The sequence below is a fragment of the Pseudomonas sp. NCIMB 10586 genome, assembly GCF_023127895.1.
Taxonomy (GTDB): Bacteria; Pseudomonadota; Gammaproteobacteria; order Pseudomonadales; family Pseudomonadaceae; genus Aquipseudomonas; species Aquipseudomonas synxantha_A.
Map to the genome: position 1 here is coordinate 1 of NZ_SPKQ01000052.1, position 24,096 is coordinate 24,096.

20 protein-coding genes are annotated in these 24,096 nt (G+C 61.9%); 11 read left to right on the forward strand and 9 right to left on the reverse strand.

Annotated features, from left to right (window positions below; all coding sequences use genetic code 11):
• Positions 1-73: 73 nt before the first annotated feature.
• Positions 74-3,148: an efflux RND transporter permease subunit gene (locus E4P01_RS26890; RefSeq protein ID WP_216091595.1), complete on the reverse strand. Its 3,075-nt coding sequence runs from the start codon at positions 3,146-3,148 to the stop codon at positions 74-76.
• 2 nt (positions 3,149-3,150) lie between these two features.
• Positions 3,151-4,254 (reverse strand): efflux RND transporter periplasmic adaptor subunit, encoded by a 1,104-nt coding sequence (locus E4P01_RS26895; RefSeq protein WP_216091594.1) that lies wholly within the window; start codon positions 4,252-4,254, stop codon positions 3,151-3,153.
• A gap of 722 nt (positions 4,255-4,976) precedes the next feature.
• On the opposite strand from E4P01_RS26895, the gene E4P01_RS26900 reads away from it, so the two are divergent.
• From E4P01_RS26900 to E4P01_RS26910, 3 genes are all read left to right on the forward strand, one after another.
• Positions 4,977-5,843: a pirin family protein gene (locus tag E4P01_RS26900; RefSeq protein WP_216091593.1), complete on the forward strand. Its 867-nt coding sequence runs from the start codon at positions 4,977-4,979 to the stop codon at positions 5,841-5,843.
• A gap of 180 nt (positions 5,844-6,023) precedes the next feature.
• Entirely contained in the window at positions 6,024-7,469 is a 1,446-nt protein-coding gene (locus E4P01_RS26905) for a mechanosensitive ion channel family protein (RefSeq protein ID WP_032880754.1), read from the forward strand.
• Between the two features lie 93 nt (positions 7,470-7,562).
• Positions 7,563-8,000 (forward strand): carboxymuconolactone decarboxylase family protein, encoded by a 438-nt coding sequence (locus E4P01_RS26910; protein ID WP_005788953.1) that lies wholly within the window; start codon positions 7,563-7,565, stop codon positions 7,998-8,000.
• 4 nt (positions 8,001-8,004) lie between these two features.
• Here the strand turns inward: E4P01_RS26910 and E4P01_RS26915 are convergent, their stop codons facing one another.
• Positions 8,005-8,775 (reverse strand): helix-turn-helix transcriptional regulator, encoded by a 771-nt coding sequence (locus E4P01_RS26915; RefSeq protein ID WP_032880755.1) that lies wholly within the window; start codon positions 8,773-8,775, stop codon positions 8,005-8,007.
• 98 nt (positions 8,776-8,873) lie between these two features.
• On the opposite strand from E4P01_RS26915, the gene E4P01_RS26920 reads away from it, so the two are divergent.
• A complete protein-coding gene (locus E4P01_RS26920) occupies positions 8,874-10,004 on the forward strand; it encodes an MFS transporter (RefSeq protein WP_216091592.1) in 1,131 nt (376 codons plus the stop codon).
• On the opposite strand, the gene E4P01_RS26925 is transcribed toward E4P01_RS26920, so the two are convergent.
• Entirely contained in the window at positions 9,994-12,156 is a 2,163-nt protein-coding gene (locus E4P01_RS26925; protein ID WP_216091591.1) for a TonB-dependent siderophore receptor, read from the reverse strand. The two genes, E4P01_RS26920 and E4P01_RS26925, sit on opposite strands and share 11 nt — an antisense overlap.
• Before the next feature lie 321 nt (positions 12,157-12,477).
• Positions 12,478-13,374 carry a helix-turn-helix domain-containing protein gene (locus E4P01_RS26930; protein ID WP_078821166.1) on the reverse strand — a complete coding sequence of 299 codons (897 nt, stop codon included), beginning with the start codon at positions 13,372-13,374 and terminating at the stop codon, positions 12,478-12,480.
• 138 nt (positions 13,375-13,512) lie between these two features.
• On the opposite strand from E4P01_RS26930, the gene E4P01_RS26935 reads away from it, so the two are divergent.
• From E4P01_RS26935 to E4P01_RS26945, 3 genes are read left to right on the forward strand one after another with little or no spacing between them, the layout of a single operon-like run.
• Positions 13,513-14,871 carry a glutamine synthetase family protein gene (locus E4P01_RS26935; RefSeq protein WP_005788943.1) on the forward strand — a complete coding sequence of 453 codons (1,359 nt, stop codon included), beginning with the start codon at positions 13,513-13,515 and terminating at the stop codon, positions 14,869-14,871.
• 24 nt (positions 14,872-14,895) lie between these two features.
• Positions 14,896-15,990: a polyamine ABC transporter substrate-binding protein gene (locus E4P01_RS26940; protein WP_078821167.1), complete on the forward strand. Its 1,095-nt coding sequence runs from the start codon at positions 14,896-14,898 to the stop codon at positions 15,988-15,990.
• Positions 15,987-17,279: an FAD-binding oxidoreductase gene (locus E4P01_RS26945; protein ID WP_216091590.1), complete on the forward strand. Its 1,293-nt coding sequence runs from the start codon at positions 15,987-15,989 to the stop codon at positions 17,277-17,279. The genes E4P01_RS26940 and E4P01_RS26945 overlap by 4 nt, the downstream gene beginning before the upstream one ends.
• A gap of 38 nt (positions 17,280-17,317) precedes the next feature.
• Here the strand turns inward: E4P01_RS26945 and E4P01_RS26950 are convergent, their stop codons facing one another.
• On the reverse strand, positions 17,318-18,217 hold the full coding sequence (locus E4P01_RS26950; protein ID WP_216091589.1) for a LysR substrate-binding domain-containing protein: 900 nt from the start codon (positions 18,215-18,217) through the stop codon (positions 17,318-17,320).
• A gap of 107 nt (positions 18,218-18,324) precedes the next feature.
• Between E4P01_RS26950 and E4P01_RS26955 the strand changes: the two genes are divergently transcribed.
• Genes E4P01_RS26955 through E4P01_RS26965 form a run of 3 tightly spaced genes read left to right on the forward strand, consistent with a single transcriptional unit; the run spans position 18,325 to position 20,587 of the window.
• Positions 18,325-19,329 (forward strand): aldo/keto reductase, encoded by a 1,005-nt coding sequence (locus E4P01_RS26955; protein ID WP_248130183.1) that lies wholly within the window; start codon positions 18,325-18,327, stop codon positions 19,327-19,329.
• 17 nt (positions 19,330-19,346) lie between these two features.
• The gene (locus tag E4P01_RS26960; protein WP_032880763.1) at positions 19,347-20,144 is read left to right on the forward strand and encodes an SDR family oxidoreductase; all 798 of its coding nucleotides are present in this window, start codon (positions 19,347-19,349) and stop codon (positions 20,142-20,144) included.
• Positions 20,145-20,170: 26 nt separating this feature from the next.
• Positions 20,171-20,587 carry an SRPBCC family protein gene (locus E4P01_RS26965; protein WP_216091587.1) on the forward strand — a complete coding sequence of 139 codons (417 nt, stop codon included), beginning with the start codon at positions 20,171-20,173 and terminating at the stop codon, positions 20,585-20,587.
• Here the strand turns inward: E4P01_RS26965 and E4P01_RS26970 are convergent.
• Positions 20,528-21,103, reverse strand: coding sequence for an AAA family ATPase (locus E4P01_RS26970; protein WP_248130185.1), 576 nt, complete (start codon positions 21,101-21,103; stop codon positions 20,528-20,530). The two genes, E4P01_RS26965 and E4P01_RS26970, sit on opposite strands and share 60 nt — an antisense overlap.
• 158 nt (positions 21,104-21,261) lie before the next feature.
• Between E4P01_RS26970 and dapF the strand changes: the two genes are divergently transcribed.
• A complete protein-coding gene (dapF, locus tag E4P01_RS26975; RefSeq protein WP_078821173.1) occupies positions 21,262-22,065 on the forward strand; it encodes a diaminopimelate epimerase in 804 nt (267 codons plus the stop codon).
• Here the strand turns inward: dapF and E4P01_RS26980 are convergent.
• Together E4P01_RS26980 and E4P01_RS26985 are read right to left on the reverse strand one after the other, a co-directional pair.
• The gene (locus E4P01_RS26980; RefSeq protein ID WP_248130187.1) at positions 22,062-23,198 is read right to left on the reverse strand and encodes a PAS domain-containing sensor histidine kinase; all 1,137 of its coding nucleotides are present in this window, start codon (positions 23,196-23,198) and stop codon (positions 22,062-22,064) included. The genes dapF and E4P01_RS26980 overlap by 4 nt on opposite strands.
• The gene (locus tag E4P01_RS26985) at positions 23,188-24,003 is read right to left on the reverse strand and encodes an alpha/beta hydrolase (RefSeq protein WP_216091585.1); all 816 of its coding nucleotides are present in this window, start codon (positions 24,001-24,003) and stop codon (positions 23,188-23,190) included. The genes E4P01_RS26980 and E4P01_RS26985 overlap by 11 nt, the downstream gene beginning before the upstream one ends.
• Positions 24,004-24,096: the final 93 nt, after the last annotated feature.

Below are 24,096 nucleotides of genomic sequence, written 5' to 3' on the forward strand. Positions count from 1 at the left end.
CCATCTGCAATCCCTCGCACTGTTTGATCAGGCGAGGGACTTTGCAGAGGTTTTCAGGGCAGGGGAGTAGAGCTTATCCGGCGCTTGCGTGGGAAGTTTCAGCAACCTTGTCGCGCAGCACCAGGCTGCACAGCGCCGGCAGGAACAACAGCGTCAACACCGTGCCCACCAACACGCCGCCAATCAGCACATAGGCCAGCGACGACCAGAACACTGACAGCGTCAGCGGAATAAACGCCAGCGCCGCTGCCAGTGCGGTGAGGATTACCGGGCGCGCACGGCGCACTGTGGCTTCGATGATGGCCTCGCGAATCGCCATGCCGTGATCCTGGTTCTGGCGGATCTGGTCGGTAAAGATCAGCGTGTTGCGCATCAGGATGCCGCCGATGCCGATCAGCCCGAGAATCGCGTTGAAACCGAATGGCTGGTTGAACAGCAACAAGGTCGGCACTGCACCGATCAGGCCCAGAGGCGCGGTAGCGAACACCATGAACATCACGCCGAACGAGCGCACCTGGAACATGATCACCGTGAGGGTCAGCAGGATCATGATCGGGAACAGCGCCGCCAGGGCCACGTTGGCCTTGGCGCTTTCCTCTACCGGGCCGCCGATGTCGATTTTGTAACCACTGGGCAGCTTGGCGATCAGCGGTTGCAGGTCTTTGTACACGGCCATTTCCACATCGGGCGGTTGCACGCCGTCGATGATGTCGGCGCGCACTTCCACCGTGGTGGCGCGGTCACGGCGCTTGAGGATCGGTTCTTCCATCACCGCCTTGAAATGTCCGACCTGGGCCAGCGGCACCGACGTACCGGCGCTGTTGGTCAGCGTCATGTTATTGAGGTTGGCAAGGTCTTCGCGTTGGCTGCCCTGGGCGCGGGCCACCACTGAGACGGTGCGGTTGCCTTCGCGGACCTCGGTGATCGGGTTGCCGCTGAGCAGGGCGTTCAACTGGGACTTGACCTCGTCGGGGGTAAAACCCAGCAAGCGCAGGCGGTCCTGGTCCAGCACCAGGCGATAAGCGCTGGCACGCTCGCCCCATTCGAGGAAGGTGTCTCTGGTCAGCTTGTTGCCGGCCACGACCTGGCGTACGTCTTCAGACAGCTCGCGCAGCACATTGAGGTCTGGCCCGGAGACGCGAAACACCACCGGGAACGGCACCGGCGGGCCGAAGACGAGCTGTGTGACCCGCACCCGCGCCGATGGAAATTCGCCTGCCGCAATGCGCTCGCGCATACGCAGTTTCAGCGCATCGCGGGCGTGGGAGTCGGGGGTTTGCACGATCAGCTTGGCGAACGCCGGGTCGGGCATTTCAGGGTTCAACGACAGGAAAAACCGCGGTGCACCGCCGCCCACATACGTGTCCACCATGCTGGTCTGCGGCTCTTGCAACAGGGCTTTCTCCACCTGCGCTGCCACCGCTTCGGTGCTTTTAAATGCGCTGCCGGGTGGCATATACACTTCAAGAATCAGCTCCGAGCGGTCGGAGTCGGGGAAGAACTGTTTCTTCACCACCGCCATACCCAGGCCGCACAGCACGAACGCGGCCACCACCAGCCCGGTTACCAGCCAGCGCCCGCGCACGCAGGCCTCCACCAGGCTGCGCAGTTTCTGGTAGTAGCGCCCGGCATAAATCGCATCATGCCCGCCGGGGACTGGCTTGATGTGCGGCAACAACTTCACGCCCAGGTAAGGCGTAAACACCACGGCCACCAGCCAGGACGAAATCAGCGCGAAACCTACGATCCAGAAAATATTCCCGGCGTATTCGCCCGCCCCGGAGCGCGCAAACCCTACCGGGAGAAAACCGATGATGGTGACCAGGGTCCCGGTCAGCATCGGCGCCGCCGTGGAACTCCAGGCGTAGGTGGCCGCGTGGATCCGATCAAAGCCTTCTTCGAGTTTGACCACCATCATCTCGATGGCAATGATCGCGTCGTCCACCAACAAACCCAGGGAAATGATCAGTGCGCCGAGGGTCACACGGTCGAATTCACGGCCGGTGACCAGCATGATCACGAACACGATCGAGAGCGTCAGCGGCACGGCTGCCGCCACTACCAGCCCCACGCGAAAGCCCAGGGCCAGCAGGCTGATCAGCATCACCACGGCCAGGGCGACGAAGAATTTGAGCATGAACTCGTTGACCGCCAGGCTGATGTTTTTCGCCTGGTCGGAGACTTTGGCGAAGTTCACGCCCAAGGGCAGGTCGGCCTGGATCCTGGCTTCCTGGGCCAGCAGGCTCTTGTCCAGTTCCAGGCCGTTCCAGTGTTTTTCCATGATCACACCCAGCATCAGCGCGGGGTCGCCCTGGTGACGGATGCGGTAGCTGGGCGGGTCTTCATATCCGCGGCTCACCGTGGCGACATCAGCGATGCGCAGCACGCGGCCATTGACTTGCAGCGGTACGTTTTCGATCAGCGCGAGGCTGTCGAAGGCGCCGTCGATGCGTATGTAGGCGCGGGCGCCGGCGGTTTCGACGAAGCCTGCGGGCGCCACGGCGTTTTGCGCGGCGAGGGCGGCGAAGATTTGCTCGGGCTTGATGCCCAGAGTTGCCAGGCGCTCATAGGAAAACTCCACAAACACGCGCTGGGCCTGTTCACCAAGGATATTGACCTTCTTTACCCCCGGCAGGTTGAGCAAGCCCTGGCGCAGTTCCTCGGCCATTTGTACTTGCTGGCGGTGGGGCAGGTGTTCTGCCTCCAGGGCATACAAGGCGAAATACACATCGGAATATTCATCGTTGAAAAACGGCCCGATCACGCCCTTGGGCAGTTGCGCGGCTTCGTCGCTGAGCTTTTTGCGTGTCTGATAGAACAGCGCCTGGATCTCGCTCGGGCGTGTGGATTCGAGGAAGGTCATGCGCATCGACACGAAACCCGGCTGGGCGATGGTCTCGACACGGTCGTAGTAGTCCAGCTCCTGCAAGCGTTTTTCCAGGCGGTCGGCCACTTGCTCCTGCATCTCCTGGGCGGTGGCGCCGGGCCAGGCGGCGGTGATGGTCATGACCTTGACGGTGAACGAGGGGTCTTCGGCGCGGCCCAGCTTGCCGAACGCGAAGACCCCGGCGAAGAGGATCGCAATCAGCAAAAACAGGGTGACAGCGCGGTGTTTGACGGCCAGTTCGGAGAGGTTGATCCCGCGCATACTCATTGATCCTGCTTACGGTTGAGGGCCAGCGCTTGGGAGGGCAGCAAGCGCACCGTATCGCCGCTGTGCAACAGGTGAGCGCCGAGGGCGACGATGGTTTGGCCGGGTGTTACGCCGCTGTCGAGCAAGGCGTCCTCCTGGCCGAGGCTGGCGACCTTCACCGGGGCGAAGCTGAGTTTGAAATCGTCGCCAATCACCCATACGCCCGTGCCTTGCCCTGCATCCTGCAAGGCGCCAATGGGTACGCGGGTTTGCAGGGGCTGGCCGTTGCCTTGCAGGCGCACGGTGATGGTGGAACCGAGGGCGAAACGTTCGACCGCACCCTGCAGCACATAACGTGCGCGGTAGGTGCGGGTGACGGGGTCGGCGCTGGCGGACAGTTCGCGCAGGGTGGCGGTCACGGCTTGGTCCGCTGCGCCAAAGGGAAACGCCAGGGCTTTTTGCGTAGCCAGGTCACGCTGGTTCTCCGGCAGATTGACGATGGCTTCGCGGGCGCCGTCATGGGCCAGGCGCGCCACGATTTGCCCTTCGGCTACCACCTGGCCGCGATCGGCCAGCACGTCGGTGATGATGCCGTCGCCATCGGCCTTGAGTACTGAATAAGTGCGACGGTTTTCGATCTGGCTGGCATCCGATTGCGCCGCGGCCAGTTCGGCCTGGGCGACGCGCAGGTTAGTGGCCGACTGATCGAAGATCTGCCGCGACACCGCGCCGGTACTGGCCAGGCGCTGGTAACGGTTTTCGTCATCGCGGCGCTGGCGCAGTTGGGCCTGGGCGGCGTTGACGCGGTTTTTTGCCGAGCGCAGCGCCAGTTCGAAGTCGCCAATGTCCAGCACCAACAGGGTGTCACCACGGGAGACGTGCTGGCCGGGGTCGACCTTGCGTTCGATCACCTTGCCTCTGACCCGAAAGCCCAGGTCGCTTTCCGTGCGCGCGGCCACTACACCGGTATAGGCGCTTTGCTGGGTGCCGGCTGCTTCGACTTTGGCGGCGAGTACCGGGCGCGGCACCGGCACCTGGGCGGTATCGGCCTTGCTGTTGCAGCCATTGAGGAACATCAACAGGGCCAGGGGCGTGAGAAGACGCAGGGGGAGAGGGGGCATGGCGAACTCCGGAAACCATTGTGCAAAAAATTACGGTCGTAATTTTTTGCTTATATTATGGTTGAAATATAAATTAATCCAGCCCCCCGATAATCCCAGTCAGCTATGTGCAGATCTCCTGTGGGCTTGTTCGCGAAAGCGCAGTGCCAGTCACTGATGAGTCAACCGAACCACCACTATCGCAGCATAGGCATCTACACAACTTTGTAGCTGCCGCACGCCCCGTAACCACGATGCGAAGCGAGCCGCTCTTGATCTTGATCTGTTCTTGATCTCAGGCGCCCCGTTAAACCACGCTGGCCGGAGTTCGACAGGGATTTGGGGGGTAAACCGGCAGGGATGCCGGTTTAGCCGCCCCGCGCCATGGATGGCGCGTGGCGGCGGCCCCCCAAATCCATGGCGGATTACGGGCACACCGAGCCCAGGAGCCGCCGTAAGGGCGGAACCCTAAGTGGCCGTTACCGCAGGAATGGATATGCACCCGGTATAACTGCGTCGCCTGTCAGGCCGCCTTCGCGAGCAAGTCGAATCGTCGCACCGCCCCTCCCACAGTTGGATCGCGGGGTGTCAGGTAGGTAGGTGTCGGCTGGCAAGCCACCATCGCAGGCAAGCCCGCCTACAGGCTAAAGAATTGTTCTATATGTAGAACGATCAGGGCCAGTTTTGCCCTCTAGTGCTCAGAGGTGAGGCGAATTAAGCTGTACTCACTTTGGAGGTACATCATGAAAAAGCTAATTGGTATCTACACCAGCCCCCGCGCCCACTGGGTCGGCGATGGTTTCCCGGTACGCACGCTGTTTTCCTACGACACCATGGGCAAGCACATCAGCCCATTCCTGTTGCTGGATCACGCAGGCCCGGCTGAATTCACCCCGACTGAACAGCGTCGCGGCGTCGGCCAACACCCGCATCGCGGTTTTGAAACCGTGACCATCGTCTACGACGGCGAAGTCGAGCACCGCGATTCCACCGGTGCCGGCGGCAAAATCGGCCCGGGCGATGTGCAATGGATGACTGCAGCCAAGGGCATTCTCCACGAGGAATTTCACTCCCAAGCTTTCGCCCGTAGCGGCGGGGCGCTGGAAATGGTGCAACTGTGGGTCAACCTGCCGGCCAAGAACAAAATGGCGGATGCCGGTTACCAGACCATCGTGGATGGCGATATCCCGGTGCTGCCATTGGCTAACGACGCGGGGCAATTGCGCCTGATCGCCGGTGAGTTCGCCGGTACTCAGGGCCCGGCCCGCACCTTTACGCCGATTGACGTGTGGGACTTGCGCCTCAACGCCGGTAAGGCGGTCACGCTGGACCTGCACGCCGGGCGCAACACGGCCTTGGTGATCCTCAGCGGCACTGTGTTGGTCAACGGCAAAGAAGTCGCGCGCCAAGGGCAACTGGCGTTGTTCGAGCGTGACGGTGATCAGATCACCCTGGAGTCCAATGACGACGCCAAGGTGCTGCTGCTCAGCGGTGAACCCATCGACGAGCCCATCGTCGGCCATGGTCCGTTCGTGATGAACACCGAGCAGGAGATTCACCAGGCGTTCGCCGACTTCCAATCGGGCAAGTTCGGGCAGATGCACGCCTGACGGTTCACCGCAAAAAACCTGTAGGAGCGAGCTTGCTCGCGAAGAACTTCAACATACTGCGTTCAATCAGACAGAACGCGTTATCGTTGTGGTTTTTCGCGAGCAAGCTCGCTCCTACATTTTGTTCCCAGGGTTCTTATTTCATGCGATCTTCTCGGCATTCGCCCTGGAGTCGCCTGGATGCCCTCATTTATCGCTGATCACCCGATGTTGTGCGCCGTGGCGTTGATCCTTATCGACATTGCCGTGTGGCGCCTTATTTCCCCCAGCCTGGCCAATTGGAAACTGGCGGCGCGGCTGGTGATCTTTGCGGTATTCAGTGCCGTGTTGTTCAACGACGGCATGAACCCCATGCAAGCGGCGCCCTATGCCGACGACACCACCTTGCACCTCGCCGCCACGGCGTTGCAGATCGGCTGGTGGCTGTTCGCGGCGCGCACCCTTACGGTGTTGCTCGGCGCGGTGATGATGCAGCGGGTCGGCCATACCGGGCGTTTATTGCAGGACCTGCTGGGCGCGGTGATTTTCCTGATCGCGATCATCGCCGCCATGGCCTATGTGCTCGACCTGCCGGTCAAAGGCGTGCTGGCCACCTCCGGCGCCGTGGCGATCATCGTCGGCCTGGCGCTGCAAAGCACCTTGAGCGATGTGTTTTCCGGGATCGTCCTCAATACCACCAAGCCTTACCAGATCGATGACTGGATCTCCATCGACGGTACTGAAGGCCGCGTCACCGACATCGACTGGCGCGCCACGCGCCTGCAAACGTCCCAGGGCAGCCTGGCGGTGATCCCCAATTCCCTGGCGGCCAAAGCCAAGATCATCAACTTTTCGCGCCCGGCAGACATGTTCGGCCTGGCGGTCAGCCTGCAAGTCAGCCCCCATGCGCGCCCGCAAACCGTGATCGAGGCCCTGGAGCGTGCCATGCAGGGCTGCCGGCCGCTGCTGGCCAAGCCCGCCCCAAGCGTGGCGTTCAAGGCCTCCACCAGCGGCGGCGTGGAATATGAAATCAGTGGGTTTGTGCCGGCCATGGGCCTCAAGCGTGAAACACGCAACCAGCTTTACGACCTGGCCTATCGGCATTTGCAGGCGGCAGGTGTGGGGCTGTTGTCCTCCACCGAAGGCAGCACTCCGCCATCCGTGTCCGGCGCCCGTGCTCTGCTTGAGCGCTCATCGATCTTCTCTACCTTGCGTCAGGAAGAAAAAGACACCTTCAGCCAGAACATGACCCTGCACACCTACCGCGCCGGTGAGATGATCCTGGCGGCGGGAGAGGTCAGCGATCACCTGTTCATCATCGAGTCTGGCGTGGTCTCGGTGCTGTTGATCAAGGACGGGCACAAGTTCGAGGCCGGGCGCATGGGGCCGGGGGAGGTGATCGGTGAGTCCGGCATCCTTTCCGACCAGGCGGCACTGGCGGATTTTTCGGCCAAGACCTACTGCACGCTGTACCGCATCGAAAATGAATACCTCAAGCCGTGCCTGGACGCTCGGCATGATATCGGCGAAGCCATGAAAGCGCTGCTGGATTTCCGTCGCCATGCCGCCCAGGCCCTGACCGAAGACGTACCCGTGGTGCCGGTCAAGAAGGGCTTCATCCAGTGGCTGAGGAAGCGTGGCCTGTAGATTGGTCACCTGTTCTTCGCCCGGATTGGCTATTTCTCCAGAACGCTGCGCTGATTACTCTGCGCACCTGTCCCAACGTTCTGGAGTCTCATCATGCAAACCCGTACCGATTTCTACACCGCTTCCCCAGACGCGATGAAAGCCATGCTCGCCCTGGAAGCGGCGGTAGGCAAACTCTCCATCGAATTGCCACTGCTGGAACTGGTGCGCCTGCGCGTCTCGCAAATCAACGGCTGCGCGTTCTGCCTCGACATGCACACCGCCGATGCGCGCAAAGGCGGCGAGACCGAGCGGCGTCTGTACACCCTGTCGGCCTGGCGCGAAACGCCATTTTTCACCCCACGTGAACGCGCCGCCCTGGCCTGGGCCGAAAGCCTGACCCTGCTCAGCCATACCCACGCCCCGGATGAAGACTTCAACGCCCTGGCCGCCGAATTCAGCCCACAGGAGCAAGTCGACCTGAGCGTGGCCATCGCCACCATCAACAGCTGGAATCGCCTGGCGGTGGGGTTTCGCAAGATGCCCAAGTAAGGCATCAGTTGGCTTTGAAATAACCACGCGGGGTGCTGCCGGTCATGCCTTTGAAAAAGGCGATCAACGCACTGTCGCTGGCAAAGCCCAGTTCAAAGGCGCAGTAGCCCAGGCTGCGCCCGGTGGCGAGCAGTTCGATCACCCGCATCAGTCGCCACTGTTGGCGCCACTGCTGATACCCCAGGCCGGTCTCCCTGAGAAAAATCCGGCCAATGGTCTTGGTGCTGGCGCCAATGTGCTGCTCCAGTTCCTGCAATGTCGGTGGCAAGCGGTCGAGTTGGGCCAGCAAGGGTGCCAGGCGCTTGTCTTGCGGCAACGGCAGGAGCAGGGGCTGCTCGACCGCGTGGCGGATTTCGTCCAGGCACAGCCCAAGCAAGTGGGCATAGCGGCCGGTGTGCCAATCGGTCTCGAAGGGTGCCATAGCCATCGGTTCCAGTACGGCCCGCAGCAAGGTACTCACTTGGATCACTCGCACCTGCGCGGGTAACTGCCCGGCCAGGGCCGCGCTCACGTACACCGACCGGTAATCGACCGCGTGCTGCATCACCGCGCGATGAGGCAGGCCGCAAGGTATCCAGGCAGCGCGGGTGGGCGGCAGCAGGCACAGCTGGGTGTCCAGCGTGATGCGCGTGCAACCTTGCTGGGTGAACAGCAACTGCCCGCGCTGGTGGCGATGCATGCCGGAGTCGTGATTGCCCAGCACCGCAGCGATGCCGATCACGGGAGCGGCAAACGCGTCGGGATTGAAAGACGCAGTCGCTTCAAGCCAAGCCATGGTTTGTCCGATTTCATGGATAAAATGTCGAAGTCTGGATAATACCCCAGTTGGCGCGCCCTAGAATTCGTCCATTGTTTTTATGGATGGACCTGGTGATGAAGTCTGGAAATTTGCTGATGCTGACGATGGCCTTGCTGATGTTCCCGCAATTGGCCCAGACCCTGTACAGCCCGGCCCTGGGGGATATCGGCCGGGTCTTCGCGGTCGAGCCTGAGCGGGCGGGGCAGACACTGTCGGTGTACTTCCTGGCCTTCGCTTTTGGTGTAGTGGTATGGGGGCGCTTGAGCGATCGTTGGGGGCGGCGGCCCGTGATGCTGATCGGGCTTGGGATTTATGCAGGAGCCTCGGCGCTGGCCTTGAATGTGACTACCTTCAGCGGTTTGTTGCTAGCCCAGGCGTGTGCTGCTTTCGGTGCGGCGGTGGGGTCGGTGGTCACGCAGACCGTGTTGCGTGACCGGTTCCACGGCGCTGGACTGGCCCAGGTGTTTTCGCTGATGGGCATTGCGCTGGCGGCCAGCCCCGCCATCGGGTTATTCAGCGGTGCGAGCCTGGTGGAGTGCTTCGGCTATCGCGGCGTGCTTGGCACGTTGCTGCTGCTCGCACTGGGGTTGTGGGCCTGGTGCCTGTGGGCCCTGCCGGAAACACGCCCGGCATCGTTGCCCACGGCCGCCCTTGGCCAGACACTCGGATTGATGCTCAAGGATGCCGGAATCTGGCGCTCGGTCGGATTGGTGGCAGCCTTCAATATTGCGCTGTTCAGCTATTACAGCGTGGGGCCGTTTATCTTCGCGCACCTGGGGCGCTCCACTGCCGAGTTCGGCTACAGCGGCGTGCTGCTGGCGTTGGGGTCCGGCCTGGGGGCGTGGCTGAACAAAACCTTGCTCAAGCGTGGTATGGACAGCGATCAATTGGTGTTTGTCGCTGCTGCAGTGGCGGTGGTGGGGAGCCTGCTGGTACTGGCCCTGCAACACAGCTGGTTATTGGTATGGCCGATGTTGCTGGTGGTGCTGGCATTCGGCATGGCGATACCCAATGTGCTCGGCGGCGCGTTAGTCGACTACCGCGATCGCCTCGGCACTGCCGCCGCCTTGTTTGGCTTGCTGTATTACCTGGTGATTGGTGGCGGGCTGACCCTGGTGGCATGGACCCAGGACCTTGGCTGGAGCCTGTTGGTATGCAGCTTGGCGGCGTTGTGGCTGGCAACGCCGCGGGTCTTCAGAAGTTGACCGATGCACTCAAGCGCGCCGTCAGCGGTGCACCCTGGAACAGGTAGTCATCGCCCATGTATTCGCCTGCGTCGCGCCAGTAACGCTTGTCGAACAGGTTGTCGACGCTCAGGCGAAACACCGTCTCGTACCCATCGACCTTGGTGGTGTAACGGCTGCCGACATTGACCACCGCGTAATCACCCACCTGTACATTACCGGTGCGATTGGCGTATTTCTTGGCGCTGTATTGCACGCCGCCCAGTACCGCCAGGCCATTGACCCACGGCAAGGCATAGTCGGCGTACAGGCTGGCGCGCAGCTTGGGCACGTTGATCGCCTGGTGGCCTTCATAGTCCGGCGTGCCGCTGCCGCTGACCCGCGCTCGAATCGCTGCCACGCTGGTTGCGATTTGCAGGCGGTCGGTGGCCCAGCCGTTGGCGGACAGTTCCAGGCCGGTGTTCTTCTGCTGGCCTTGCTGCAGGTAGGTGAAACCGTCACCCTCGGGCTTGGCGTATTGGTAAGCCTGGCGCGTCTGGAACACGGCAGCGGCAAAGCTGATGCGGCGCCAGTCGTATTTAACCCCGGCTTCGATTTGACGGGAGACGGTGGGGGCGAGGGTTTCATCCTGGTTTTTTGCGAACCACGGCGCCGTGCCACCCAGTGACAGGCCCTTGCTGTAGCTGGTGTACAGCGACACGTTGTCCACTGGTTTGTAGATCAGCGAGGCCTGGGGCAGGAACACGTATTGTTGGGTGTGGCGTGTCTGGTTGCCGGTGACGCCGTCAAAGGCTTTTTCATCCAGGCGTACTTCACGGCCACCGAGGATGGTTTGCCATTGCTCGTTGAAGCGGATGCGGTCAGTGACGAACAGGCCGTACTGGCGGCTGTCGAGGTTGCGGTGGCTGTCGTTCAGCGGTTTGTCGGTAGGGGGAAAACTCGGAACTCGTTCGTCGATATTGGCGGTGCCGATAAATTCGTTGACCGACTTGCGTTTGTCGATCACCCGGCGAAAGGCGCTGGTGCCAAACGTCAGTTCGTGGCCTATGCTACCGGTGTCGAACAGGCCGGTCATGGCCGCCTGGATTTCGTCGTCGCGGCGAGTGTCGTCAGGGCTGCGGTAATCGTAGACGTCGTAATTGCCTTCGGGGCTGAAGTAGTTCGGTACGCTGGTTGAACTGCAACTGGCCGACCCGTAGCAGCCCCACGCAAACGAGCTGTAATCGTCAATCACCACCTTGCTGCGCGCCGCACTGATATTACCTTTCCACTGGTCGCTGAAACGGTACTCGAACTTGCCGTTGAGGTTCAGCGAATCAATCCCCACCTGCTTGCCGCCAGTCTGATGCCCCAGCAGCTTTTTCGGCGAGGCGTCATGGGGCACTTCCGTACCCCCCAACAGTTGATACCCCGGTACCGAACGTTGTTGCTTGTTCTGGTACTCGGCATCCAGTTGCAGCACGGCGTCGGGGCTGATGTTCCAGTCAAAGGCCAGGGACAGGAAATCGCGCTGGCCATTGGCGTGTTCCACATAGGAATTGAGGTCTTCATGGGCGACGTTGGCACGCAGGCCGAACTGCTGCTCGCTGCCAAACCAGCCGCCGACATCGGTGGCGATATAACCGCTGCCGCGATCATCGGTAGACACCGTCACCGAGCGCACGTCCTCCGGCCGCTTGGTCACGTAGTTGATCACGCCACTGGGCTCGGAAATGCCGCTCTGCAAACCGGCCAGGCCCTTGAGCACTTCCACCTGCTGCTTGTTTTCCAGAGCGACGTTCTGCTCGCCTGTGATGGTGCGCCCGTTGATCTTGTAGCTGCTGGCCGCATTCAGCGAGAAGCCGCGCACCACGAAGTTTTCGTAATAGCCGATGGGCGCGTAACTGTCGCCCACCGAGGCATCGTTGCGCAGCACTTCACTGAGCAAGCGTGCCTGCTGGTCCTTGATCAAGGCTGCGTTGATCACCGTGATCGAGGCCGGAGTGTCGAGCAATGGTGCTTCGTCAAAACCGCCCACCGAAGCGGTTTCATTGCGGTAACCGGACTCATCCAGGCCCTGGACCTTCACCGCCGGCAATTGGATCTCGGCGGCCAGGCTGCTGCCGATGCCGCCACTGAGCAGCAGGCCGAGGGCAAAACGTGAAGTGACGACGGGTCGAAAACGCAGAACCATGGGCAGGGCCTTATAGCGCGGGGCGGGGGCGCATAAGCTAGGCATAACGGCCAGGTTTTACAAGCGTTCGGTACTCGCGCACACCGAGCCTGGGCGAGGTGCCGAGTGGAGGGGCAAGAACATTTGATTACTTTGCCGCTTTTGCAAGGTGACCCGCCGGTGGGCGGAACCGATAGTGGCCGTTACAGCACAATGGATATGTACTCGGTCTGGTTAAAGGTGGGAGGGGGCTTGCCCCCGATGGCGGTGGGCCAGCCCCAGATGTATTGGCTGACACTCTCTCATCGGGGGCAAGCCCCCTCCCACCTTTTTGAATGCGTTTCAACGTGAGCGCTTGAGGGTTTCGCTGGGCAGTTCCTTGAATAGTGCTCGATAGCTATTGGAAAACCGCCCCAAATGCCAGAACGACCAATTCATCGCCACCTCGGCCACGGTGGTATCCGCGCCACTCAATAGCTCCCGCCGCGCCCCATTCAACCGACGCAACCGCAACCACTGCGCCGGACTCATCCCGGTGTAGGTCTTGAACCCTTGTTGCAATTGGCGCAACGGCACACCCGCAATCTGCGCCAGTTCCAGCAGGTTGGCAGTTTCATCCGGAGCATCCGCCGCCCATTCACCGATACGCGCCATCAACCGGCGTTCTTCATTGCGTTTTTGCAAGGAACTGCCGTCCAGGCACACGCAGGCGTTGTCGAGGATAAACAGGCAATCGTCGAGCAACTGCTGGGTCAGGGCATCACGGCTGATGGGGTCGGTCAGTGCCGACAGGCGCGTAAGGGTTCCGCTGAGCCAGCGAGTGAACAGCGCGTTTTGCTGACAGGCCAGTGGCGCCATGAACAACCCTTCCAGTCTGGCCATGTCCAGCCCATGGCGCTGCACGAACTGCGGGCCGAACACCACCGCTACCTCGCGGTAGTTCTGCGGGGTGATCCAGGTATTGCGGCTTTCGCCGTTAAGCAGGTACAGCGCGTTGTCGCTGCCATCGAAGCAGAACGACAGCGAGCCTGGCGGCGCGTTGAAGTGCTGTTCCACGCGGGTGTTCATACATTCTTCGTACACCTGCACGCCTTGCAGGTCGAGGTAGCGCACGCGCCCGGCAAAATGTCCGGGGGACATTTGCTGGTAATGCTGCACCCAACCGGGTGTCGCACTGCATTGGGCGGTCACATCGCCGGTAGCGAAGGCCTGTACGCGCAAAGCGGTTGCCTGTGTCATGGGGGATCCGTGCGCACTCTATTGGTGCGTTGTACTGCGTGCAAAGTGGATAGATGTCGTTTCAAGGCCGGCCCAAGATAGACCTCAATGTGTCGACTGTACAAGCCGGCGCCGCATCCCACCCAAGACGAGGTCCTTATGAACGCCCCCTTCGATCAGCTCTCCACCTGGCTGAAAGAACACAAGATTACCGAAGTCGAATGCGTGATCAGTGACTTGACTGGCATTGCGCGCGGCAAGATTGCACCCACCAACAAGTTCCTGCATGAGCGAGGCATGCGCCTGCCGGAAAGTGTGCTGCTGCAAACGGTAACCGGGGACTTTGTCGACGACGACATCTACTACGACCTGCTGGACCCGGCTGATATCGACATGATCTGCCGTCCGGTGGCCAACGCCACCTACGTGGTGCCCTGGGCCATCGAGCCCACCGCCATCGTGATCCACGACACCTTCGACAAACAGGGCAACCCGATTGAACTGTCGCCGCGCAATGTGCTGAAAAAAGTCCTGCAGCTGTACACCGACCAGGGCTGGCAGCCGATTGTCGCGCCGGAAATGGAGTTCTACCTGACCCAGCGCTGCGAAGACCCGGACCTGCCGTTGAAAACCCCCATCGGTCGTTCGGGGCGTGCCGAAACCGGGCGCCAGTCATTTTCCATCGATGCCGCCAACGAATTCGACCCGCTGTTCGAAGACGTCTACGACTGGTGCGAAGCCCAGGGCCTGGACCTCGACACACTGATCCACGAAGACGGCCCGGCGCAGATGGAGATCAACTTCCGTCACGGCGACGCCCTGGACCTGGCCGATCAGATCACTGTGTTCAAGCGCACCCTGCGCGAGGCCGCGCTCAAGCACAACGTGGCCGCTACGTTCATGGCCAAGCCGGTGGCCGACGAACCCGGCAGCGCCATGCACCTGCACCAGAGCGTGGTGGAAATTGCCACCGGAAAACCGGTGTTCGTCGATGCCGACGGCAACATGAGCCCGTTATTCCTGCATCACATCGGCGGCCTGCAGAAGTACATCCCCAAGCTGCTGCCGATGTTTGCACCCAACGTGAACTCGTTCAGGCGCTTTTTGCCGGACACCTCGGCGCCGGTCAACGTCGAATGGGGTGAAGAAAACCGCACCGTCGGCCTGCGCGTGCCGACTTCCAGCCCCGAGGCGATGCGCGTGGAAAACCGCTTGCCGGGTGCCGATGCCAATCCCTACCTGGCGATCGCCGCCAGCTTGTTGTGTGGCTACCTGGGCATGATCGAGCAGATCGAGCCCAGTGCGCCGGTGGAAGGCCGTGCCTATGAGCGCCGCAACCTGCGCCTGCCGTTCACCCTCGAGGATGCCCTGGCACGCATGGAAGACTGCGACACAGTCAAGCAATACCTGGGCGAAAAATTCGTGCGCGGCTACGTCGCGGTCAAGCGCGCCGAGCATGAGAATTTCAAGCGAGTGATCAGTTCCTGGGAACGTGAATTCCTGCTGTTGAGCGTCTAAAACAACGATAAAAGGGGTGACGATATGCGTCTTGTGAACAAGTTTCTGCCGTTGGCACTTGCACTTGTACTACCGGTGGCGTTCAGCGCCCAGGCAGCGTCGACGGTGAGCGTCTACAACTGGACTGACTACATCGGTGAAACCACCTTGGCGGATTTCCAGGCCAACACCGGGATCAAGGTGGTCTATGACGTGTTCGACTCCAACGAAACCCTGGAAGGCAAGTTGCTCGCCGGGCGCACCGGCTATGACGTGGTGGTGCCCTCCAACCACTTCCTGGCGCGGCAAGTGAAGGCCGGCGCGTTCCTCACGCTGGACCGTGCGCAACTGCCAAACTTCAAGAACCTCGATCCCCGGTTGCTCAAGCTGCTGGAGCAGAACGACCCGGATAACGCGCACTCGGTGCCGTACCTGTGGGGCACCAATGGCATCGGTTACAACGTCGACAAGGTCAAGCAGGTGCTGGGTATCGAGCGCATTGATTCATGGGCGGTGCTGTTCGAGCCGGACAATCTCAAGAAGCTCCATGAATGCGGTGTGGCCTTCCTTGATTCGCCGGATGAGCTGTTCCCGGCGATCCTCAACTACATGGGCAAGGACCCACGCAGCGAGAACGCCGAGGACTACAAGCAGGCCGAAGCCAAGCTGCTGACGCTGCGGCCGTACATCACTTATTTCCATTCCTCCAAGTACATCTCGGACCTGGCCAACGGCAATATCTGCGTGGCGTTCGGTTATTCCGGCGATGTGTTCCAGGCCGCCAACCGCGCCAAGGAAGCCAAAAACGGGGTGAACATTGCTTACTCGATTCCCAAGGAAGGCTCCAACCTGTGGTTCGACCTGCTGGCAATTCCTGCCGACGCCACCAACCCCAAAGAGGCCCACGCGTTCATCAACTACCTGCTCGAACCCGAAGTGATCGCCAAGGTCAGCGCCTCGGTGGGCTACGCCAACGCCAACCCGGCGGCCAAGCCGTTCATGGCCCCGGAACTGGTCAACAATCCTGAGGTTTACCCGCCCCAGGAAGTCCTCGACAAACTCTACATTTCCACCACGCCCACGCCGGCGACCATGCGCGTGATGACCCGCGCCTGGAGCAAAGTGAAGTCCAACCGATGATTCAGTCCAACGAACATGCGCAGTCCTATTACCGCGCGACAGCCAACACCATGCCGCAGCGGCCTGCACTCGACGCTGATCTGAGCGTCGATGTGTGTGTGATCGGCGGCGGGTTCACCGGGGTCAACACGGCCATCGAACTGGCCCAGCGCGGGCTCTCGGTGATTGTGCTGGAGGCCCGACGCATTGGCTGGGGTGCCAGCGGGCGCAACGGTGGGCAGTTGATTCGGGGTATCGGTCATGATGTCTCGGGGTTTGCCAAATACGTGGGCGAGGAGGGCGTGCGCTATCTGGCGCGAGCCGGTATCGACTCGGTGGCGTTGGTGGGCGAGCGCATCGGCGAGCATGGTATCGATTGCGACTTGCGCTGGGGTTTTTGTGAACTGGCCAACACCCCGGCGCAATTCGCCGCGTTCAAGAATGAACAGGCGCAGTTGGCGGCCATGGGCTATGCCCCTGAAACCTGGTTGGTGGGCGCGCAGGACATGGCCCAGGTGGTGGGCTCGACGGTGTACGCCGGAGGCCTGGTCGACATGGGCTCCGGGCATCTGCACCCGCTCAACCTGGTGCTTGGCGAGGCGCAGGTGGCCGAGGCCCTCGGGGTGCGGATCTTTGAACAGACCGAGGTGCTGGAACTGATCCATGGCAACGCTGTGCAGGTGCGTTGCGCCGGCGGCAGTGTGCGCGCCGCCCATCTGGTGCTGGCGTGCAATGCGCACCTGGAGAACCTGGAGCCGCGCCTGGGCGGCAAGGTGCTGCCGGCGGGCAGCTACATCATCGCTACCGAGCCGTTGCCGGAAACGATGGCCGAGCAATTGATTCCGCAGAATCTGGCGCTGTGCGACCAGAAAGTCGGGCTGGATTACTACCGGCTGTCCGCCGACCGGCGCCTGCTGTTTGGCGGTGCCTGCCATTACTCGGGGCGCGACCCCCAGGACATCGCCGCTTACATGCGCCCGAAAATGCTCAAGGTGTTCCCGCAACTGGCCGACACCGCCATCGAGTTCCAGTGGGGCGGCAAGATCGGCATCACCGCCAACCGCTTTCCCCAGGTCGGGCGGTTGAAGCAGTACCCCAATGTGTTCTATGCCCAGGGCTATTCCGGCCATGGCCTCAACGTGACCCACTGGTGCGCACGGCTGTTGGCCGAAGCGATTCACGCGGGTGCAAGTCGCGGGCTGGATATTTTCAGCCAGGTGCCGCACATGACCTTCCCGGGCGGCAAGGCGCTGCGCTCGCCGCTGTTGGCGTTGGGGATGCTGTGGTATCGGTTGCGGGAGGTGCTTTGATCACACAAAGGGCGCAGGCAATCGCTGTACTGGGCGCCTTATTCACTAATCTCAGGTTCAGTCAGCACCTTGCGAAACGTCTCCACCAGCGGTCGCAAATTAACGCGGTGCCAGGCCGCCCACAGCGGTGTGGTGTAGGTCAGCCACGGCAACTCTCGCAACACCACGCCGGGCGGGGCATTGCGGCTCAGGCCCTTCTGCACCATCGCTACCCCGAGCCCTGACGCCACCAGGCCCAGTGCGGTAAAGGGTTCGCTGGCTTCCATGGGAATCTGTGGGGTGAAACCGGCACGGATGCAGGCGGCGACGAAATCATCGGCGGGGTTGGCGCCGGCTTTGCGCTGCACGCCGATCCATTGTTGATCGGCCAGGTGTTCGGGCAGCAGTTTGCGTTGCCGGGCCAGCGGATGCTGTTCGGGCAGGGCCAGCAGCATCGGGTCGTCGAGCACCTGCAAGGCGCTCAGGTCTGGATCGTCGTCGGCGGGGGGCTCGCTTACCAGGGCGATGTCCAGACTGCGTTGGCGCAGGCCCTCCAACTGTTCGAGGGAGGGCAGGTTATACAGCTTGATATGCACGGTGGGGCGATCGTCGCGCAGTATGCGCAAGGCATTGGGCAGAACACCGGCGTGCATGGCATTTTCGATATAGCCGATGCACAGGCCGCCTTCTTCCCCACGGCCCAGGCGCTTGCCCAGCGATTCCAGACGGTTGGCATGGGTCAGCAACGCCTTGGTTTCGGCCAGGAAGGTCTGGCCGTCGCGGGTCAGGCGGATGCGCTGCTGGCTGCGCTCGAACAGGGTCAGGCCCAGGCGTTCTTCCAACTGGGCGATCTGCCGGCTCAGGGGCGATTGGGAGATGTGCAAGCGCTCGGCGGCGCGGCCGACGTGTTCCTCTTCGGCGACCACTTCGAAGTAGCGCAGTTGGCGTAGATCGATCATATAAGACCTGTAAGGACTCAAGTTGGTCGCAGTATGTCTTGGACGGTCTAACCAACGCAATCTAACATCTGCTCAACGGTCACAACCAACCGATTGAGGATCTCACCATGAGCTTGAAAGACAAACTCCCCGGCGTACTGGGCTTTGGCACCGCACCCTTGGGGAATATGTTCCGCGCCATCCCTGAAGACGAAGCCCAGGCCACCGTCGAAGCCGCCTGGAACCACGGCGTCCGTTACTTCGACACCGCGCCGTTCTACGGCTCGGGCCTGTCGGAAATCCGCTTGGGCCAGGCCCTGTCCAACTACAACCGTGATGACTACGTGCTCAGCACCAAGGTCGGCCGGGTGATTCTGGATGAAGTCGAAACCGGCGCCCGCGACCTTGGCGAAAAAAGCGGCGTGTTCGAACACGGCCGCCCGAATAAAATCCTCAATGACTACAGCGCCGATGCCACCCTGCGCTCCATTGACGACAGCCTCAAGCGCCTGCAAACCGATCGCCTCGACATCGTGTGGATTCACGATATCGCCCAGGATTTTTACGGCGACCAGTGGCTGGATTACTTCAACCAGGCCCGCACCGGCGCCTTCAAAGTGCTGACCCGCTTGCGCGAGGAGGGTGTGATCAAGGCCTGGGGCCTGGGCGTCAATCGCGTCGAGCCGTGTGAACTGACCCTGGACCTGACTGAGGCGCAGCCCGACGGGTTCCTCCTCGCCGGCCGCTATACGCTGCTGGACCACGAGCGCGCACTGCAACGCTTGATGGACGCCGCCTTGGCCCAGCAGGTTGAAATTGTGATCGGCGGCCCGTACAGCTCTGGCATCCTCGCCGGCGGCGCACACTTTGAATACCTGCCCGCTAAGCCTGCGATCATCAGCAAGGTGGAGCAGATCAAGACGATTGCCCAGGCATTCGGCGTCAGCGTGAAAGCCGCGGCGCTGCAGTTTTCCCTGGCACACCCGGCCGTGGCGGCGGTGATTCCCGGTGCCAGTCGTCCGGGGCGGATTGCCGAAGACGTTGCGGCGTTGTCAGAACAGATTCCAGCAGCCTTCTGGCAAGCGCTACGCGAGGCCCGACTGATTTCGGACCGTGCGCCTTTGCCTCTCTAATCTTAAGGAAGCTAACCATGAAAATTGATGTGAGCGGCAAAGTAGCCATCGTCAGCGGCAGCACTGCCGGTATCGGCTTGGGCATCAGCCAGGCCCTGGCGCAATCCGGCGCAACGGTGGTAGTGATCGGGCGGGACGCGGGCAAGGTCGACGACGCTTTGGCCAGCATTCGCCAAGGGGTGCCCGGCGCTGACCTGCGTGGGCTGGTGGCCGACCTTGGCACCCTGGAGGGCGCCGAGAAACTGTTCGCCGCCGAACCTCGCGCCGATATCCTGGTCAACAACCTCGGCATCTTCAACGATGTGGATTTCTTCGAGGCGCCAGACAGTGAGTGGACGCGCTTCTATGAGGTCAATGTGATTTCCGGCGTGCGCCTGTCGCGCCATTATGCGCCGGGCATGGTCGAGCAGGGCTGGGGGCGGGTGATCTTTGTGTCGTCGGAATCCGGGGTGGCGACGCCGGCCGACATGATCAACTACGGCGTGACCAAAAGCGCCAACCTGGCGGTCTCCCACGGCCTGGCCAAGCGCCTGGCAGGCACCGGGGTGACGGTGAATGCGATTTTGCCGGGGCCGACCTTTACCGACGGCCTGGAACAGATGCTCAAGGACGCCACGGCCCAGTCCGGGCGCAGTGCGCGGGAAGAAGCCGATGTGTTTGTGCGTAATGCGCGGCCCACCTCGATCATCCAGCGTGCAGCCAATGTGGATGAAGTGGCGAACCTGGTGGCGTACATTGCTTCACCGCTGTCGTCTGCCACTACCGGTGCCGCTTTGCGCGTAGACGGTGGCGTTGTCGACAGCATGGCGATCTGATTTTTCCCCTGATTGGAGTATTTATCGTGGCAACAGCGTCTTCAGTAATTGAAATCCCGGCATCAGCCGTCCAGGTCTGGCAACTGATTGGCGGCTTCAACAGCCTGCCCGACTGGCTGCCCTTTATCGCCAAGAGCGAGCCGAGCGAAGGTGGCCGTGTGCGTCACCTGACCACCGCTGACGGCGGCCAGATCGTCGAGCGTTTGCAGACCTTTGATAACGTGGCGCGCATTTACAGCTACACGATTGAAGAATCGCCGTTTCCGGTGAGCGCGTATCTGGCGACCGTGCAGGTTGAAGCGCTGACCGAGTCGTCGGCGAAAGTCACCTGGTCCGGCGTGTTCACTCCGGCAGCGGGCACCACGGATGCGGCGGTGGAGGAGTTATTTGCCGGCGTCTACAGCGGTGGCTTGGAGGCGTTGCGCGGCAACTTCCCCAACTGAACCGGTGTTATCGGGAAAAAACTGGTGATGGGCGAGGATCGCTGCAACTGACTCAGCGGGCGTCCTCTGCGCCGTATCGAGCCTGAACGGCGGCTCATCCCAGCATTCATACTCATGCACCAGCACCGACTGCCAGGTCGGCGGCGCCAGACCGGGAACATCGCCCACGCGGCTTTCCACACGGCGCCGATGCTCGTGCTGATCAGCACACACCACCTGGATATTGATCAGTTCAACCTGCGCTGTCGTCGCCACGGCTTGCCAGGCTTGGCGGCTCTCCCTGACCGGATTCACGCAATCGGCGATGACCCGATGCCCCAGGCGCAAATTGCTCAGCGCCAATGCATTGGCCACGCTGTAGCCGCTGGCGCCTACATCCCCCGCCAATACGGCAGCATCGCGCAGCGCCTGTTCGATCACATCAATACGCAGGTAAACCGCGCCGGTCTGTCGCGCCAGTTCCCTGGCAACCGTGGTCTTGCCGCTGCCGGGCAGACCGCTGAATACGATAAGCATGGTCATCAACTCTTTGCAGGAGCGAGCTTGCTCGCGAAAAACGTCAACGATAACGCGTAGTTCCAGGTAAAACGTGTGGTCTTCACTATTTTCGCGAGCAAGCTTGCTCCTACAGTGTTATTAGAACTGCTTCACTTCGACAACAGGACCTGCGCCCCATGACCCTGCCATTCGTGAAGATGCACGCCCATGGCGACGACTTCATCATCATCGACCGCCGTGGCCAGGACAACCCCATCACTGCACAGGTCGCCGCCCGCCTGGGCAACCGCCGCTCGGGTATCGGTTTCAATCAGTTGGCGGTGATACTCGACTGTGGAGACGCCGTCGCACATGTCCAGTTCTGGAACCCCGACGGCACGCGGCTGCCAACCTGCGGCAGCGCGACTCGCGGGGTGGCTGACCGCCTGATGCACGAGACCGGCATCGACACCGTCGTATTACGCACCGACCGCGGTTTGCTGACGTGCACACGCGTCGACGGGCAGCGCGTGTCGGTGGACATGGGCGCGCCGTCGCTGGACTGGGCGGCGGTGCCGCTGGCCGAGGCGATGGACACCCGCGTGCTGCCCATGGACGGTAACCCGGCGGCCTGCAGCATGGGCAACCCGCATTGCACGTTTTTTGTGCAAGACATCGCTGCCATCGATGTCGCGGCGGTGGGCCCGGCGCTTGAAGCCCACCCGCTGTTCCCGGCCAAGACCAATGTGCATTTTGTGCAGGTGTTGAGCCGTGGCCGTATCCGCCTGCGCATCTGGGAGCGTGGCGGCGCGGTGCCGTTGGGCTCCGGTTCGTGCTGCTGCGGCGCGGTGGTCAATGGGATTCGGCGCGGGTTGCTCGATGACAGCGTGGAGGTCGAATGCGACGGTGGCACGGTCACGGTGCAGTGGGACGGGCAGGGCGGGGTGATCTTGACCGGCCGTGTCGAGCCGATCATGCAGGGCGCCGCATACCTGGCCTAGAACGTCACGGTAAACGTAGTACCGGCCGTGGCGCAGGACGTCACCGCCACATCGCCACCATGCACCTTGGCCAGTTCGCGCACGATATACAGGCCGAGGCCGACGCTGCGCACATCGCTGCCCTGGTCGGTGCCACGGGTCATGGGCTCGAACAACCCGGCCAGCAGTGTTTCGGGAATCGCCAGGCCATGGTTGTGCACCGCGACCGCGCAGGCGTTGTCGCCCAGGCGCGAGGTGATGGTGATCGGTTGCAGCAGGTCGCCATAGGCCACGCTGTTGGCAACCAGGTTACCGATCATCTGCTGCACTCGGTCGGCATCCAGGCACGCCTGGCCGTTGCCTTCGGCCTGATGCACCAGCGTGGCCCTGGGAAAGGCCACCCGCAACTCATCCACCGCATGTTGAATAACGCCGTGCAAATCCAGCGGCACCGCCTTGATGGTGATGCCCTGGCCGACCCGTGCCTGGGTGAAGTCCAGCAGGTCGGCGATCATGCGATGGGCGCGTTCGGCTGACTGGCCGATATGCCCCAGCAGTTGGCGCTCCTTGGCCGTGCGCTCGCCGCGCTGCAGAAAGTCCGAAGCCATGCGGATGGCGGTAAGGGGGTTTTTCAAGTCATGACTGACAATCGCCACCATTTGTTCGGCAAACAACGCCCGGCGCTGGGCAACCGCATAGGCCGCGCTGAGTTCGGCCTGGGCCTGTTGCAGGGCGATCTCGGTGGCGGTTTTTTCCTGGAGCAGCGCTTCGGCCAACTTGCGTGCATTGAGCAGTTCGCGCTCGTATTTGTCGCGGTCGGTGGTGCCGAACAGTGCCAGGTCATGCACCACGCCGTCGGCCTGCCGGCGCTGGTTGGCATTGAGTAATACGGTCACTTTGTGCCCGGCGCAATGGCGGATGTCGAGCTTCACTTCGGTGACGCTGCCGTGCATGCGTAGCATCGGTGCCAGGTGGGTCTGGTAGAAAATCCGCCCGCCCATGGTCAGCAGGTCCTGGAAGCGTCGCCCTTGCAGCGCAGCGGCGCTGAACCCGAGCCAGTCGCTCAAGCGCGGGTTGACGTGCAGGATCGTGCCGTCTTCGTGGGTTACGGCCAGGGCGCAGGCGGCGCTGTCGAATAGCGACTCAGCAGGCATCGGCAGGCGCCCAGGGGGCCAGGAACCGGTCCATTGCCGCTGCGCACGCCTGGGGTGCACTCATATGCGGGCAATGGCCGACATTCTCCACCAGGCAATAAGTGCTGTTGGGCAGCACGCGGTGCAGGTATTCACCCACGGCTACGGGGGCGATCAGGTCGTCAGTCGATTGCAGGATCAACACCGCAGTGGTCAGGCCCACTACATCCTGGCGGTTATCCGAAAGGAAGGTCACCCGGGCAAATTGCTTGGCGATGTCCGGCTCGGTGCGGCAAAAGCTCTCGGTCAACGCCTCACCCAGTGCCGGTTGGTCCGGCGCGCCCATGATTACCGGGGCCATCGCGCTCGACCAGCCCAAGTAGTTGCTGTCGAGGGTGTCGAGCAGGTCGTCGATATCCTCGCGCTTGAAGCCGCCAACATAATCGTCAGTGTCGATATAGCGCGGCGATGGGCCGATCATCACGTGCGCAGCAATACGCCCAGGGACAAAACGGTCGGCGAGGGTGCCAATCATCGCGCTGACGGAGTGGCCCACCAGGATCACCGGGCCTTGGGCATAGGCGTCGATAATCTCGTTGAGGTCGCGGGCGTAGCCGTCCAGGGCCAGGTATTTGGCTTTGTCGAACGCGCTGAGGTCCGACCGGCCCGCACCGACCAGGTCGTAGAGAACCACGCGAAAGCGCTGGCTAAAGTGCGGCGCCAACTGGTTCCACATCGCTTGATTGCAGCCAAAGCCGTGGGAAAACACCAGCGTCGAAGGACCGTCGCCCATCACATTCACATTGTTGCGGTAGCGCAGGTCCATGGCGTTCTCGTAGCTGGCAATTTGCTATGCGGGGTAAGGCCGCAGTTTAGATAGTCGCGCACCTGGGGTCACGCGTTATACGTCGATAAGGTA